General features: G+C 39.6%; 12 protein-coding genes and 1 riboswitch. All 12 genes read right to left on the bottom strand.

Annotated features, from left to right (window positions below; genetic code table 11):
* Positions 1 to 20 precede the first annotated feature (20 nt).
* Positions 21 to 1250 (bottom strand): aspartate kinase, encoded by a 1230-nt coding sequence (locus NST02_RS08505; RefSeq protein ID WP_095307712.1) that lies wholly within the window; start codon positions 1248 to 1250, stop codon positions 21 to 23.
* 122 nt (positions 1251 to 1372) lie between these two features.
* Positions 1373 to 1553: riboswitch (Lysine riboswitch) on the bottom strand.
* Positions 1554 to 1759: 206 nt separating this feature from the next.
* Positions 1760 to 3532 carry an excinuclease ABC subunit UvrC gene (gene uvrC, locus NST02_RS08500; protein WP_095307764.1) on the bottom strand — a complete coding sequence of 591 codons (1773 nt, stop codon included), beginning with the start codon at positions 3530 to 3532 and terminating at the stop codon, positions 1760 to 1762.
* 303 nt (positions 3533 to 3835) lie between these two features.
* Positions 3836 to 4150 carry a thioredoxin gene (gene trxA, locus NST02_RS08495; RefSeq protein WP_095307719.1) on the bottom strand — a complete coding sequence of 105 codons (315 nt, stop codon included), beginning with the start codon at positions 4148 to 4150 and terminating at the stop codon, positions 3836 to 3838.
* A 229-nt stretch (positions 4151 to 4379) separates the two neighbouring features.
* On the bottom strand, positions 4380 to 5357 hold the full coding sequence (locus tag NST02_RS08490) for an electron transfer flavoprotein subunit alpha/FixB family protein (protein WP_095307728.1): 978 nt from the start codon (positions 5355 to 5357) through the stop codon (positions 4380 to 4382).
* Between the two features lie 87 nt (positions 5358 to 5444).
* The gene (locus tag NST02_RS08485) at positions 5445 to 6218 is read right to left on the bottom strand and encodes an electron transfer flavoprotein subunit beta/FixA family protein (protein ID WP_095307734.1); all 774 of its coding nucleotides are present in this window, start codon (positions 6216 to 6218) and stop codon (positions 5445 to 5447) included.
* 165 nt (positions 6219 to 6383) lie between these two features.
* Positions 6384 to 7157, bottom strand: coding sequence for an enoyl-CoA hydratase (locus NST02_RS08480; protein ID WP_095307737.1), 774 nt, complete (start codon positions 7155 to 7157; stop codon positions 6384 to 6386).
* A 25-nt stretch (positions 7158 to 7182) separates the two neighbouring features.
* The gene (locus tag NST02_RS08475) at positions 7183 to 7770 is read right to left on the bottom strand and encodes a TetR/AcrR family transcriptional regulator (protein WP_095307740.1); all 588 of its coding nucleotides are present in this window, start codon (positions 7768 to 7770) and stop codon (positions 7183 to 7185) included.
* A 318-nt stretch (positions 7771 to 8088) separates the two neighbouring features.
* Positions 8089 to 9792 carry a long-chain-fatty-acid--CoA ligase gene (locus NST02_RS08470; protein WP_340948700.1) on the bottom strand — a complete coding sequence of 568 codons (1704 nt, stop codon included), beginning with the start codon at positions 9790 to 9792 and terminating at the stop codon, positions 8089 to 8091.
* Positions 9793 to 10059: 267 nt separating this feature from the next.
* Positions 10060 to 10194: a hypothetical protein gene (locus NST02_RS08465; protein ID WP_268951593.1), complete on the bottom strand. Its 135-nt coding sequence runs from the start codon at positions 10192 to 10194 to the stop codon at positions 10060 to 10062.
* Between the two features lie 491 nt (positions 10195 to 10685).
* Entirely contained in the window at positions 10686 to 11093 is a 408-nt protein-coding gene (locus tag NST02_RS08460; RefSeq protein WP_095307766.1) for a DUF350 domain-containing protein, read from the bottom strand.
* A 47-nt stretch (positions 11094 to 11140) separates the two neighbouring features.
* The gene (locus NST02_RS08455) at positions 11141 to 13498 is read right to left on the bottom strand and encodes an endonuclease MutS2 (RefSeq protein WP_340948699.1); all 2358 of its coding nucleotides are present in this window, start codon (positions 13496 to 13498) and stop codon (positions 11141 to 11143) included.
* A 217-nt stretch (positions 13499 to 13715) separates the two neighbouring features.
* Entirely contained in the window at positions 13716 to 15431 is a 1716-nt protein-coding gene (gene polX / locus NST02_RS08450; RefSeq protein ID WP_340950002.1) for a DNA polymerase/3'-5' exonuclease PolX, read from the bottom strand.
* Position 15432: the final 1 nt, after the last annotated feature.

Genomic DNA, 15432 nt, shown 5'->3' with positions numbered 1-15432 from the left:
TGCTTTTTGGCTTTTTTCTTTTATGATTTCACTGTTGTACCTGCTAATTCAAAAGCTTGATGTAATGAATCTACAGCACGGATCATATTTCCCTCTTCTACAACAGTTGAAACCTTTATTTCAGATGTACTGACCATCTTTACTTCAATAGACTCATTTGCCAGCACTTCAAACATTTTCGCAGCAACACCTGGATTTGAAACCATACCTGAACCAACAATTGATACTTTTGCTAGATCTGATTCGAATTGCACATTCTCATATTTTAGACTTTCCTTATTGTCCGCTAAAACCTGCAGCGTATCCTTTAGATCCTCTGAATGGATAGAAAATGATAAATCTGTTGTATTTTTGTTCGTTGTACTTTGGATAATTATATCAACATTAAGGTGATTATTCGCCAATGTCGTAAAAATCGTTGATAAGCTTGATAATGTATTGGATAAACCTAATACGGTAACCTTTGTAATTTTATCTTCAAAGGCAATCCCCCGTACTACTAAATTTTGCTCCATTTTTCCTTCCTCCTCGATGATTGTTCCTGATTCCCTTTCCATACTGGAGCGTACTTCTAAAGGAACATGATAATTTTTAGCAAACTCAACCGCTCTCGGATGCAAAACTCCAGCACCTAAATTAGCAAGCTCTAGCATCTCATCATAGGAGATCGAGAGTAATTTTCGAGCTCCTTTTACATAGCGAGGATCAGTCGTAAAAACCCCTGTAACATCCGTATAAATATCACATTTATCCGCTTTTAATGCTGCCGCAAGCGCAACCGCTGTCGTATCAGACCCTCCACGCCCTAATGTAGCTATCTCTCCATCGGCCGTAGCCCCTTGAAAGCCAGCGACAATGACAACTTTTCCTTTTGCAAGTTCAGCTTGTAAGCGGGTGCTTTCAATATTTAGAACACGAGCATTCCCAAATACCGGTTCTGTTTCAATCCCCGCTTGCCAGCCGGTAAATGAGATCGCATCATAGCCTTTATGTTGTAATGCCATCGCTAACAGCGAAATTGTAATTTGTTCCCCGGTTGTTAAAAGCATATCCATTTCCCTTTTGCTTGGACTAGATGTAACTTCCCCTGCAAGCGACACAAGCTGATCTGTTGTTTTGCCCATAGCAGAGACTACTACGACAACATCATTGCCACGATTCTTTTCCTCAATGACTCTTTCTGCCACATTGAGAATTCTTTCTGAATTTCCTACAGAGGTTCCCCCAAACTTTTGTACAATTAATCCCATGCCGTTCCCTTCTTTCTTCCCAGTATGTCCATCATAGTTGAACAGGCAATAAAAAAGCAGTGAGATATTATCTCACTGCTGCGCTGTAACAACGTAAAAAAACAAGGTATTACGTCTTCGCAAAGTAAGATAGCTCTCCAAGACAAACAAGTCTTGACAATTCTGCACCTATTCAGTCACAGAACCAGCAAAAAAAGGAATGAGCCTTTCTTCACTTCGGCGGCCCACCCCTTTCAAGACTTTTCTTCGAAACTCATCTTTCTCCAAGCCCTTACTCTTCGTGTCCGCACCTCTACCTTCACTTTATTAATTCGGCCTTTCCTTGCTTTTAGATCACTTCTAAAAAATTTGAAAAGTACCGTACAAATAAATTTGTATTACTGAACTACCTCTTAGATGTAAATGTCGATTTTGGACATTTACAAAAAAATTTTAGAGATCAGCAATTAACAAGTGATAGCGATATAAAATTGTCCTAATTATAGCACAGCTATTTTATGAAAACAACGTCATTCCTGTAGTTTTTTATATAGGTTCTCTGCTATATTCGCTGGAATTCCCAGTTCTCTGAACTGTTCAACCGGTGCTTCTTTCATTTTTTTCACAGATCCAAAATACTTCAATAACTGCTTTTTTCTCTTCTCTCCAATTCCTGGTATGCCGTCCAAAATGGATTGGAAAGCGGTTTTTCCACGTAATTGACGATGGAAGGTAATCGCAAATCGATGTACCTCATCCTGAATTCTTTGCAGAAGATAAAACTCTTGACTGTTCCTTGCCAAAGGAATGATTTCAAGAGGGTTGCCATATAAAAGCTGTGACGTCCGGTGCTTGTCATCCTTTACTAAACCCGATAGAGGAATATCTAATCCCAGTTCATTTTCAAGCACATCCCGAACTGCTTCTACATGTCCTTTTCCACCATCAATTATAATTAAATCTGGTAGCGGCAAATGTTCCTTTAATACTCTCGAATACCGCCGTCTAACCACTTCCCTCATTGATTCATAATCATCGGGACCTTTGACTGATTTGATTTTATATTTGCGATACTCCCGTTTTGCCGGCTTTCCGTCAATAAAAACAACAAGTGCTGAGACTGGATCTGTCCCTTGTATATTTGAATTATCAAAAGCTTCAATACGCCGTGGAATCGAAATGCCCAGTTCGTTTCCTAATTGTTCAACAGCTTTAATCGTGCGCTGTTCATCCCGTTCCACAAGAGAGAATTTTTCCTTTAACGCAATTGTTGCATTCTTTTCAGCAAGCTTGACGAGGTTCTTTTTTTGACCGCGTTTTGGCTTTGTTATCTTTACGTTTAAAAGTTTTTCCGCGAGTTCCTCATCGACCTTTTCTGGCAAAAGAATTTCTTTCGGTTTAAAATGGCTTGCCTCATCATAGAAACGGCCCAGATAGGTTAGAAATTCCTCTTCTGGTTCATTATAAAAAGGGAACAGTGAAACATCCCGTTCAATCAGCTTCCCCTGTCTGACAAAGAAAACTTGGACGCACATCCAGCCCTTATCTACTGCATAACCGAATACATCTCGATCAGTAAAATCAGTTGACGTCATTTTTTGTTTTTCCATTGTCGACTCAATATGCGCAATTTGATCACGAAATTCCTTTGCTCGTTCAAAATCAAGCTCTTCAGAAGCCTTTAGCATTTTTTCCGTTAATTCTTTTTTGATTTCTTGATAGCCACCATTTAAAAACCTCGTGATTTCTTCAACCATTTCACGGTATGTCGTTTCCGGCACCTCATTGATACATGGTGCTAGGCACTGACCTAAATGATAGTATAAACAAACACGATCAGGGAGAGTCGCACATTTGCGAAGAGGATAAATACGATCGAGTAATTTCTTCGTTTCATTTGCAGCCCCGACATTGGGGTAAGGGCCAAAATACTTCCCTTTGTCCCTTTTAACCTTTCTCGTTGTAATTAAGCGGGGGTGGCGCTCTGCTGTAAGTTTAATGAAAGGGTATGTTTTATCATCCTTTAACATCACATTATATTTCGGATCATGTTTTTTAATTAAGTTTAGTTCAAGCAAAAGTGCTTCCATATTAGATGAGGTTACGATATATTCAAAATCCTCAATTTCATTAACGAGCACTTGCGTTTTTCCATTATGGGAGCCAGTAAAATAAGATCGCACCCTATTTTTGAGAACCTTCGCTTTCCCAACATAGATAATTGTTCCTTGCCGATCCTTCATAAGATAACATCCCGGCTGGTCTGGAAGAAAAGCTAATTTGTTTTTTAAATTGTCGTTCATCATAAATCTCATCCCAACTTTGCAATTCTTGAGATAAATATAACATAACTAGCAATGAAGTGCTTGCAAGAAAAGCGCAGGGCGTACCTGCGCAGTAATTATCGTTCGTTTTGTTCCAGCGGGATGAAGCTTCCCGTCTATTCTCGAGGCAAGGTCAACTTACAAGGCAAAAATCCAAAGTGAACTCACCAAAAGCTAGAAACTCCAAGTACCGATTTTTTATTTGTAGCTAAAGACAAGATGCACTCATTAAACGAAAGCGATAAAAAAGCTTCCGACATGGTCTGCCGGAAGCCTTAATTTTTATAAGTGTGAGTTTAAACGTTCAGCTAAAGCCTCTTTTGGCTGGAAGCCAACCACTTTGTCTACAACTTCCCCATCTTTGAATACCAATAATGTAGGAATACTCATCACACCAAACTTAGCTGCTGTTTCTTGATTATCGTCGACGTCAAGCTTAACGATTTTCAACTTTTCTCCAAGTTCTGAATCTAACTCCTCAAGGACAGGAGCAATCATTTTACAAGGACCGCACCAAGGTGCCCAAAAATCAGCTAGTACTACACCAGAGCCTGTTTCAGTATCAAAATTTTGGTCAGTTACATTTGTAATTGCCATTATATATTTACCTCCTAAAAATGAACTGGCTATGAATTTGATCACATGCCCAACTTCATAGCAATTTTCTGTAAAGCTATACTATCGACAGTATATCACCGTTTATGCTATGATGCGAATAATTTGTTCGAAAGTAATTTTCCCATAAATCTCGCATCTATTCATGCTGTCCTTCACATCCACCTATATAAATGAAACGAGCGGTTTCATACACCGCTCGTTTCATTATTTAGGCATTCACTTTCAATTTCTTGAATTCTTCTGTCAGCATTGGAACAACTTCAAACAAGTCCCCAACAATACCATAATCTGCAACATTAAAGATATTTGCTTCTGGATCTTTATTAATCGCCACGATGACTTTTGAATTGGACATGCCTGCTAAATGTTGAATCGCTCCAGAAATTCCACAAGCAATATAAAGATCAGGTGTTACAACTTTACCCGTTTGACCGATTTGCAATGAATAGTCGCAATACTCTGCGTCACATGCACCTCGAGATGCGCCAACAGCTCCACCAAGCACATTTGCAAGTTCTTTTAGCGGTTCAAATCCTTCTTCACTTTTAACTCCTCGGCCCCCAGCGACAACCACTTTCGCTTCAGAAAGATCAACCCCTTCAGTTGCTTTTCTAACAACCTCTTTGATAATTGTTCGCAAGTCTTTAATATCAACCGCTAGAGTAGAAACTTCTCCTGTTCTCGATTCATCCTTCTCTATTGGAGCAATATTATTCGGACGAATGGTTGCAAATATCAAACCATCTGTCACAATTTTCTTTTCAAAGGCCTTTCCTGAATAAATTGGACGAGTAAAGACAATATTTCCACCTGTTACTTCAATGCTTGTGACGTCCGAAATTAATCCCGAATGAAGTTTGCTCGCAATTTTCGGTGAGAGGTCCTTCCCTAAAGATGTATGACCGATAATAAGCCCTTGAGGCTGCTCTTCTTCGATAACAGCTAATAACCCTTGAGCATATCCATCTGATGTATAATGGGCCAATTTTTCATTTTCAACGACAACGACTTTGTCCGCACCATTTTTTATTAATTCTTCAGCTAGAGGCTGAACTGAATCCCCCAGTAAAACACCGACCACTTCGCCGCCTTCAGCGACTGTCTTGGCAGCGGAAATTGCTTCATGCGATACGTTACGCAATTGTCCGTCACGGACTTCACCTAACACTAAAACTTTTCTAGCCATTTCGATTCCTCCTGTGTAATAGATTCAGAGATTAACATCATAATTTTTTTACAAGGTCTTTATTTAATTCGCACACGCTTCTTAAACTCAAACTACTTTTGCCTCATTATGAAGAAGATCCACTAATTCCTTCACTTGGGCGGAAAGGTCTCCTTCCAGAACTCTCCCTGCTTCTTTCTCGGCTGGTAAGAAAATTTCAATCGTTTTAGTCTTCGCTTCAACGTCATCCTCTTCCAAATCAAGATCATCCAGTTCAAGCTCGTCTAAAGGTTTCTTCTTTGCCTTCATAATCCCTGGCAAAGATGGGTAGCGTGGTTCATTTAAGCCTTGTTGAGCTGTGACAAGTAAAGGCAAGCTTGTTTGAATGACCTCTGAATCACCTTCTACATCCCGGACAATAGTCACTTCCGAACCATCTATTTCTAATTTTGTAATGGTCGTTACATATGGAATTTGAAGAAGTTCTGCAACACGCGGTCCAACCTGACCTGAACCGCCGTCAATCGCAACATTTCCGCCAATGATTAAATCGGCCTCTTTATCTTTTAAATATTCTGCAAGAATTTTTGCTGTTGTATACTGGTCGCTATCTTCAAGCTCATCTTCAATATTGATCAGTACTCCCTTGTCTGCACCCATTGCTAATGCAGTCCGCAATTGCTTTTCAGCTTCTTCATTCCCAACCGTAACAACTGTCACTTCTCCACCTTTTGAATCGCGAATCTGAATTGCTTCTTCTATTGCATACTCATCATAAGGATTGATGATGAACTCGGCACCATCCTCATTAATTTTGCCACCAGCAATGGAAATTCTCTCTTCTGTATCGAACGTTCTTTTCATTAATACAAAGATGTTCATGATTTTCCCTCCTAATATATTCCGGATAGATGATTCGGTTTAAGTCTTTTTTCCTATGTTAAAGAGGCTTGGAATGCAAGCTCTTAAACGCAATACGAATTGTTAACGCTCTCAAATTATAGAATAGAAAATGTTTTCAAAAAATTTAGTGTGAAATAAAATGAGTTATCTACCTTTAAATACAGGCTTCCTTTTTTCAAGAAAGGCAGCAATTCCTTCTTTTGCATCTTCTGAGCGGAATACTTCGCCAAACAATTCAGCTTCTCTTTTAACCCCTTGATAAAATTCCTTCGTTTTCGAATAATTCAACAGTTCAATTGTTGCTTTCAAAGACAATGGACTTTTCTTCGCAATTTTCTGCGCCATTGCCTGCGCCTTTTCCAACAGTTCATCTTCGTGATAAGCATGATTGGCTAAACCATATTGGACTGCTTCTTTACCTGTAATCGGGTCACTTGTAAACATCATTTCAGCAGCCATCGCTGCTCCTACATATCGAGTCAGGCGTTGAGAGCCTGCAAACCCTGGAATAATTCCTAGCTGTAATTCCGGCAACCCTAATTTTGCGGTTTCAGACACAAGCCTGAAATGACAGGCCATTGCTAACTCTAACCCACCGCCAAGAGCCGCACCATGAATGGCAGCGATAATCGGCTTCGGAAAAGTCTCCATTCGTTCAAATAGTTCCTGACCATTTGTTCCTAGCCTTGCAAAGTCTTCTCCAGACTGGACTGAGGTAAATTCCTTTATATCTGCTCCAGCAGAGAAAAACCTCCCTTCACCATGAATCAAAACAACCCGAATCTCTTCGTTTTGTTCTAATTCATTTAATACCTCGGCTAGTTCCTTAATGACTTCTGAAGACAAAGCATTGGCAGGTGGACGATTTAGTTTAATCGTCGCGACATTTTGCTCATCTGACCAACTTAAATAGTTCATTTACCTTCCCCCTTATATTTTGCCATTATTGCTCCCCACGACAACCATTTAGAAGCAGCTTGTGAACCGGTGCTGCGAGCGCTTGTAAATCATATTTCAAATCATTCATCACCCATGTTGTCGCTGTTTCATCCATTGTTCCAAAAATCATTTGCCGGGCAAGTCTTAAGTTTAAGGCCGCAGCAAACTCTCCATTTTCCTTACCCTCCAATAATATTTGGTCGATAACTTTTAAATACCCTTTTAATACTTGATTAATCCTCAGGCGAAGCTCCTTGTTGGATTGCCGTAATTCTAGCTGTGTGACAATGGCTAAATGGCGATCTTCGGATAGAATCTTAAAATGCGTTTCTACCATCATTAATAATTTCTCTGCCGCTGTGGCCTTTCCTGCAATTTGCTCTTCAATTTTTTCGACAAAGCTTCCCATTTTTTCTTGAAAGAGAGAGATGAGAATATCTTCTTTATTTTTAAAATATAAATAGATCGTACCATCTGCTACCCCTGCCTGCTTCGCAATTTTGGACACTTGGGCCTGATGATAGCCGTTCTCGGCAATCACGATGACAGCAGCATCTATAATTTGTTTGTATTTTGGTTTATTCTTTTTCAACGAGATCTCTCCTTCCAAGAAACACAGACATATGTAACATTGTGATATCTATCCTTACCTTAAGGCAGCAATTTTTTAAATTGCTTTTTAAGCATCTAGTGGAAAAATGTTATGAACAAGGGCTTTGACCTTTATTTTCACACAGATTCTAACCTTTATAATCTAAACACATGATATAATCGATTCAGTTACCAATTCAAAAAAGAAAATTATGAATGAATAATCATTCATAATTTTATGATAGACGTGTATTTGCTTTATGTCAAGAAAATATCTTCCGATTATTATAGTAAAAAAGGACAAGTTTTTCCCTTTCCATTATGCCTTTATTTGTTCTTCATCTTGCCATTTTTTCTTTTCTTCATCCACTAAGGATCTGCGCAAAATTTTCCCTACTGCCGTTTTCGGCAATTCGTTTCTAAATTCGTATATTCTCGGTACCTTATATGAGGCTAAATGCTTTCTTGCAAATTGATCTAATTCCTCTTCTGAGACATCCGCACCTTCTTTTAACACAACATAAGCTTTAACCGTCTCTCCTCGATACGGATCTGGAACTCCTGCTGCCACTACTTCTACAACATCTGGATGTTCATATAAGACCTCTTCTATTTCCCTTGGATAAATATTAAAACCACCTGCAATAATCATATCTTTTTTCCGATCGACTACGTAAAAGTAGCCGTCCTCGTCCATATAACCAAGATCACCTGTTAACAGCCAACCATCCTTCAACGTTTGTGCTGTTTCTTCTGGACGATTCCAGTAACCCTTCATAACTTGCGGCCCTTTAATACATATTTCCCCAATTTCTCCCGCTGGCAGCTTTTCCCCTGTCTCTAGAGAAAAGATCGCAGCATCCGTATCCGGCCATGGCACACCAATACTCCCTTTTATGCGTGGACGATCCCAGAGAAAGTTTGCATGGGTGACAGGTGAGGTTTCCGTCAAGCCATATCCTTCAACAAGCTTTCCTCCAGTAACTTCCTCGAATTTCTGTTGTACCTCAACAGGGAGCGGTGCTGAACCTGAAATACAGGAATCAATGGATGAAAGATCATATTTTTGTAAATCAGGGTGATTCAACAAGCCAATATACATCGTTGGAGCTCCAGGAAATAAAGTAGGACGCTGCTTTTCTATCGTTTTTAAAGCAGTTTCCATATCAAATTTTGGTAAAAGAACCATTTTATTTCCTTGCATTACAGATAAAATCAATACAGTTGTCATTCCATACACATGAAAAAATGGCAGAAATCCTAGAACAACTTCCTCACCCTTTTTACATTTATACAGCCACGCTTCACACATTGATGCATTTGCTGCTAGATTTTTATGAGTGAGCATAACCCCTTTCGGAAAACCGGTCGTTCCCCCCGTATATTGCAATAAAGCAAGATCCTCTTCAAAATCAAACTCATGCTCCTGCAATGCTTTTTGAGGCTGTCTCAATATTTCGGCAAATAGATGCTGGTTTCCCTCATGCTTTACATTGACAGAAAAACCGTACTGCTTCTTCTGAATATATGGATAAACCAAGTTTTTCGGAAACGGCAAATAATCTTTGATAGCGGTTACAATTATATGCTGCAAAGCAGTTTTCGGCATCACCTTAGTGACGCGCGGATAAAGAATATCTAATGTCACAATCATTTTCGAGCCTGAATCATTCATTTGATACTCAATTTCTCTTTCCATATAAAGCGGATTCGTTTGTACAACAATGCCGCCAGCGAACAATATTCCATAATAACTAATCACAGATTGCGGACAATTAGGCAGCATGATCGCAACTCTATCGCCCTTCTCAATACCTAAGCTTTGCAAATAAGCGGCAAACTTAAGTGATGCAGAGTACACTTCCTGGTAAGTCATCTCCTTGCCCATGAAATGAATGGCTATTTTATTTGGATTTTTTTCAGCTGTGTTCTTTAAATAGTTTTGGACAGGTTCATTTGAGTAGGTCAATGTATGTGGAATTTCTTCTGGATAGCACTTTAGCCACGGTTTCAAATCAGTCATAGTAGCCCCCCCATTCTTATAATTTTTTGAACATTCTAATTGTTCATCATTAATTATAATATAGGAGCATTTCAGTGACAATCAAATATTGCTTGCCAGTTTAGCCAATCGTGTCTTATTGATTTTCGCTAAGAAATTAATAACTTCCATTAATGCAAAACAAAAGTGCACAATACCTTGCAGGAACAATTAAGTTTTGATTTGTTCCTGCAAGGCGTTATCGAAAGAGCTTTCTCTCCGACTCAACATCGCCTTCCAAATGCCTGTTTAAACGATAATAAAACCACCTGATTGGGCCGACTGTTGCTCACGCTTCACCTGGTTCCGCAGGAAGGCTTGTGAAAAAACTAAGCCGCAACAAATAAAGTTCATAGTTGCAATCACGAAAAAAACAAAATCCATCGAAAAGGCTCCCTATGGATGGATTTTGTCATTTTTGGATTGGAATTGCGCTAAAAACGTTGATTTCCTCTCCAGACGCTTGCTTTCCGGGGGGCGTGCGCCGAGCCTCCTCCTCGTGGATGCTCGTGCGGGGTCTCGGCTGTCACGCTATTCCCCCAGGAGTCAAGCGCCTTCCGCTCCAATCAACGAGTTTGGCACTCACTCATCCTTAATCTCTTTCCATTCTTCTTTCTCAAATTTCTCAGGAGGAAAAGGCTTCTTCCCATGTTCTTCGCGATCTAAATTGAGTTCCATTTGAATTCACAAAATGTCATATAAATAGCGATACGTTTTCATGTTGAAAGATCACTCTCATTAGGTAAGGTGAAATACTTGAAGGAAAGTCCCATAGGCTCGAGGTTGACTATAAAAGATAAATAATCCCGATCACAACAAATACAGCACATAAAACAAAAAGAATTTTTGCCAATTTCTCCAAATGTACTCGCTCCTTATGCGATATTCGCACCAATTACAAATGATAAACTAATCGAAATCATCATAGAAATAAATCCGACAGCTCGATTATCCTTTTCTATTTCTTCATCCACTTTAAATTTTGGGGTGAAAAATTCAAAAATAAAATATCCAACCAACAACATTAAAAAACCATAGGCTCCCCAGCCAACCATCGTAAATAACGTATCATGTTGTGAGATAGAATGTCTAAATACGTTCACAATCCCAAAAATTTTTCCTCCTGTAGCCATTGCCACTGCTAAATTCCCATTTTTAATTTCTTCCCAGTTTCGATACCTCGTTACAAGCTCAAAAATGGCTAAAAACACAATAAGACATAAAATAACAATACTAAAATAAGCGGCAGTTTCTACATAAATATTCTCCCAAAAACCGGTCATCTTGAACTCACCCCATTATTTAAGATTCTACTAGAAGTAGAGATTTTTTATTTAAATTCAACCACTGTAACGCCAGTTCCTCCTTCTCCAGCATCACCAAAACGAATCTTTTTCACAGAACGATGATTTCGCAAATATTCTTGGACCCCCTGTCTCAAGGCACCGGTTCCTTTTCCATGAATAACTGAAACACGGGGATATCCTGCAAGAAGGGCATCATCAATATATTTTTCTACGCGGACAAGGGCATCCTCAAATCGTTCGCCTCTTAAATCTAATTCTAACCCAACGTGGAAATCCTTGCCTTTAATCGTAGCCATTGGTTGTGTCTGTACGGCTTTTTCACTTTTTATAAATTGCAAATCTGCTTCATTGACCTTCATTTTTAAAATGCCTATTTGAACTTGCCATTCTTTATCGGAAACCTGTTCAATCAGATTGCCTTTTTGGTCAAAACTCACTACTTTTACTTCGTCGCCTGGTTTGAAAACATGTGTACTGTTCTTTTGAACTGCTGCCTTTTTCGACTGTTTCGTCTTTGGAACTGCCTCCTCAAGCCGTTTCTTTGCTTCAATCAGTTCATGCTCCTTCACTTCCGCCTGCTTCTCTATTTGCATTTTCCGCAAGGAGCGAATGACTTCTTCTGACTCTACCTTCGCCTTTTCAATGATCTCTTGAGCCTTTTCTTTCGCTTTTTCTTCCAGTGTTTCTTTTCGAGTATAATATTCAGCCATGTGCTTCTGCAGATCTTGATGAAGCTTTTCTGCATCCCTTAATAAGCCATGTGCTTCTTCAAGTTCAGCCTCAGCCTGCCTACGATTTTCCTCTAGGGCAGCGATCATCCCTTCCACTTGATTCGAATCAGCACTAATATATGATTTAGCCGTCGCAATTACAGCCTCCTTCAAACCTAAACGCTTTGAAATTTCAAAAGCATTGCTTCGCCCCGGCACACCGATAAGCAGCTTATACGTCGGACTTAATGTCTCAATATCGAACTCCACGCTAGCATTTGTAACCCCTTCTCGATTATAGCCATATGCTTTCAATTCAGGATAGTGGGTTGTCGCAATGACCCTTGCCCCGCTTTTGTACACTTCATCTAAAATGGAAATGGCAAGTGCAGCCCCCTCCTGTGGGTCTGTTCCTGCTCCCAGTTCATCAAACAAAACTAAGCTTTGAAAATCGACTTCATTTAAAATATCAACAATATTGACCATATGTGAGGAAAAAGTACTTAAACTTTGCTCAATCGATTGTTCATCGCCAATATCTGCGAAGACCGATCCAAAAACAGCCATTTCCGAACCATCTAATGCCGGAATTTGTAATCCAGCTTGCGCCATTAACGTACAAAGGCCAACTGTTTTTAACGTAACGGTTTTTCCTCCAGTATTTGGTCCGGTAATCACAATGGTAGTAAAGTCCTTACCAAGGTAAATATCGTTTGCGACTACTTCATCTCCAGGAATTAATGGGTGCCTTGCTTTAACAAGATTTATCCGCCCCTCATTATTCATTTTCGGCTTAGAAGCTTTGATTTTGTTCCCATAGCGTGCCTTCGCAAACATAAAATCAATTTGTGCAAGAACATCGACAATCTGTCTTAACTCCACATTGAATTCAGCAACGCGGGTAGATAATTCGATTAAAATACGCTCTATTTCCTGCTGTTCTTTGATCCGAATTTCTTGAAGCTCATTGTTCAGTTGAACAATCGACTGCGGTTCAATAAATAATGTTTGACCGGAAGAACTTTGATCATGAATAATTCCACCGTAATGGCCGCGATACTCCTGTTTAACAGGAATAACAAAACGGTCATTACGAATGGTGACAATTGCATCAGAAAGCATCTTTTGCGCATTCGAAGAACGAATCATACTTTCTAACCTCTCACGAACACGATTTTCTTTCGTCCTTAATTGGTTTCTTAAAGAACGTAGCAATTCACTGGCACTATCCAAAATCACTCCGTTATCGTCAACAGCCATTCGAATCGCATCTTCTAATTCAGCTAATACAACTATCTCATTCGTCAATTCATGAAGATATGGTAGTGATAGTTCTTCCTCTAACAAATCATTGATAAATTTCTTAATCATCCGGCTGGCATGGATCGTGCTTGATATTTGCATCAGTTCTTGAGGACTAAGCATTCCACCGATATCCGCTCTTTTAATATGGGGCCTTATATCATAAATGCCACCTAACGGTACATTTCCTTTTAAACGTAAAATATTAGTGGCTTCATCCGTCTCTTCTTGACTTCTAACAACCGTCTCAAAATCAGCTGAAGGCTTTAGCTCTTCCACGAGCTGCCTTCCTAAAGACGATGAAGCAAGCTCGAGTACCTGCTCTTTCACTTTATGAAATTCTAAAACCTTTAAAACGCGCTGTTGCATGGAGAACAATCCCCCTTTTCTTTAAACAAAGCTGTTTATTTTTTAATGTTTTGTATTGAATCTTTAACTTCTCTTATTTTTGCTAACATGAATAACTGCCTTTTTTGCTTGTCTGGGGCGGCAAAGCAAAAGAAATATATAAATGAAGTTAGCTTTTTCCTTTACTCGATTTCCATTTTACGCAATCGAAGTCAAGTAGGCTAGTATAATATATTGTTTAACGTTCGTGTAAAAATTGCAGCAGCTCGTCCAAGCTTAATGCATTCAGGACATTGCTTCGTTTAATCCATCCTTTTTTGGCTGTCGAAACTCCAATGCTCATATGCTCCAGCGTCTCCATCCTATGGGCGTCCGTATTAATCACCACTTTAACACCAGCTTCTTGTGCTTTTTTAATGTGCTCTGCACTTAAATCAAGGCGATTTGGATTGGCATTAAGCTCCAAAGCAGTATTTGTTTCTTTAGCCAGTTCAACTAAGAAATCAATGTCTACTGAATATCCTTCCCTTATTCCGATTTTTCTCCCTGTTGGATGGGCAATAATATCGACATGTTGATTGTTTAATGCATTTATCAGTCGCTTCATTATTTGTTCCTTCGTTTGGGAAAAACCTGAATGAATGGAGGCAATCACAAGGTCCATCTCTTCGAGGAAGTCATCTTCAAAGTCAAGGGAGCCATCTGGAAGAATATCCATTTCCACTCCAGCAAGTATGGTGATATCATCGTATTTCTCATTTAATTTCGCAATTTCTTCCCGTTGACGTCTTAGACGCTCTTCATCTAAACCATTCGCTACCTTTAAAAACTTCGAATGATCAGTAATGGCCATATACTTATAGCCGAGCTTACGGCACTCGTTAATCATTTGCTCAATCGAATGTGCCCCATCACTCCAGGTTGAATGCATATGTAAATCACCTTGAATGTCCTCTATAGAAATAATATTTAGTTCTTCAGAGTAGTTTTCGATTTCCTTCCCATCTTCCCTCATTTCCGGAGGAATTAGCGGCAGATTGAAATGTTGATAAAAATCAGCCTCTGACTTAAATGTTAATATTTCACCTGTTTCAGCCACTTCAACACCATACTCGCTAATTTTTTCACCACGCTCTTTAGCAAGCTGTCTCATGCGCACATTATGATCCTTAGAGCCCGTAAAATGATGGAGTGTGGTGGCAAATTCCTCAGGTTTGACTAAACGGAAATCAACCGAAACATCATAGCTGTAATCAAGAATGAGCGATACTTTTGTTTCCCCAGCAGAAACAATCTCCTTTATATTCTCAAACTTTAGTAGTTGTTCCTTAACTGCTGATGGTTTGGCAGTTGATATAATAAAATCTAAATCTTTGACCGTTTCTCTTACCCGGCGAATACTCCCCGCTCTTGAAAAACGTTCCACGTCATGCATTTTTTCCAGTTCCTCTTCAAGATGCTGGGCAATTGGCAGCATATAAGCGAGCGGAAGACGGTCTGGCTGGTTTCCCACACTTGCTATGGCAGCCAATATTTTTTCCTCTGTTTTCTGTCCAAAACCAGCTAGAGCTCTCACCTTTTTCTCGAGGCATGCTTTCCTTAAATCGTCAACATTTTCGATCCCTAACTCCTTATGAAGCTTAGCGATCTTTTTCCCACCTAAACCCGGTAGTTGCAGAAGGAGAACAAGTCCATTCGGCACTTGCTCTTGCAATTCTTTCAGGACGACGGATTGTCCTGTCTGCAGAAATTCCTCAATTACAGAGGCGGTGCCCTTCCCGATCCCTTGCAGCTTTGTAAAATCTTCTATTTCATCGATCGTTTGTTCCTCTACTTCAAGCGCTGCCGCTGCCTTGCGAAACGCTGAAACTTTAAAAGGATTTTCTCCCTTTAGCTCCATATAAACCGCGATCGTTTCCAGCAATCGAATGACATCCTTTTTACTAACAGTCATC

Source organism: Robertmurraya sp. FSL W8-0741 (assembly GCF_038004005.1).
GTDB lineage: Bacteria > Bacillota > Bacilli > Bacillales > Cytobacillaceae > Robertmurraya > Robertmurraya siralis.
The sequence above is the reverse complement of the archived record's forward strand: the minus strand, read 5'-3'. Positions and strand labels throughout refer to the sequence as shown.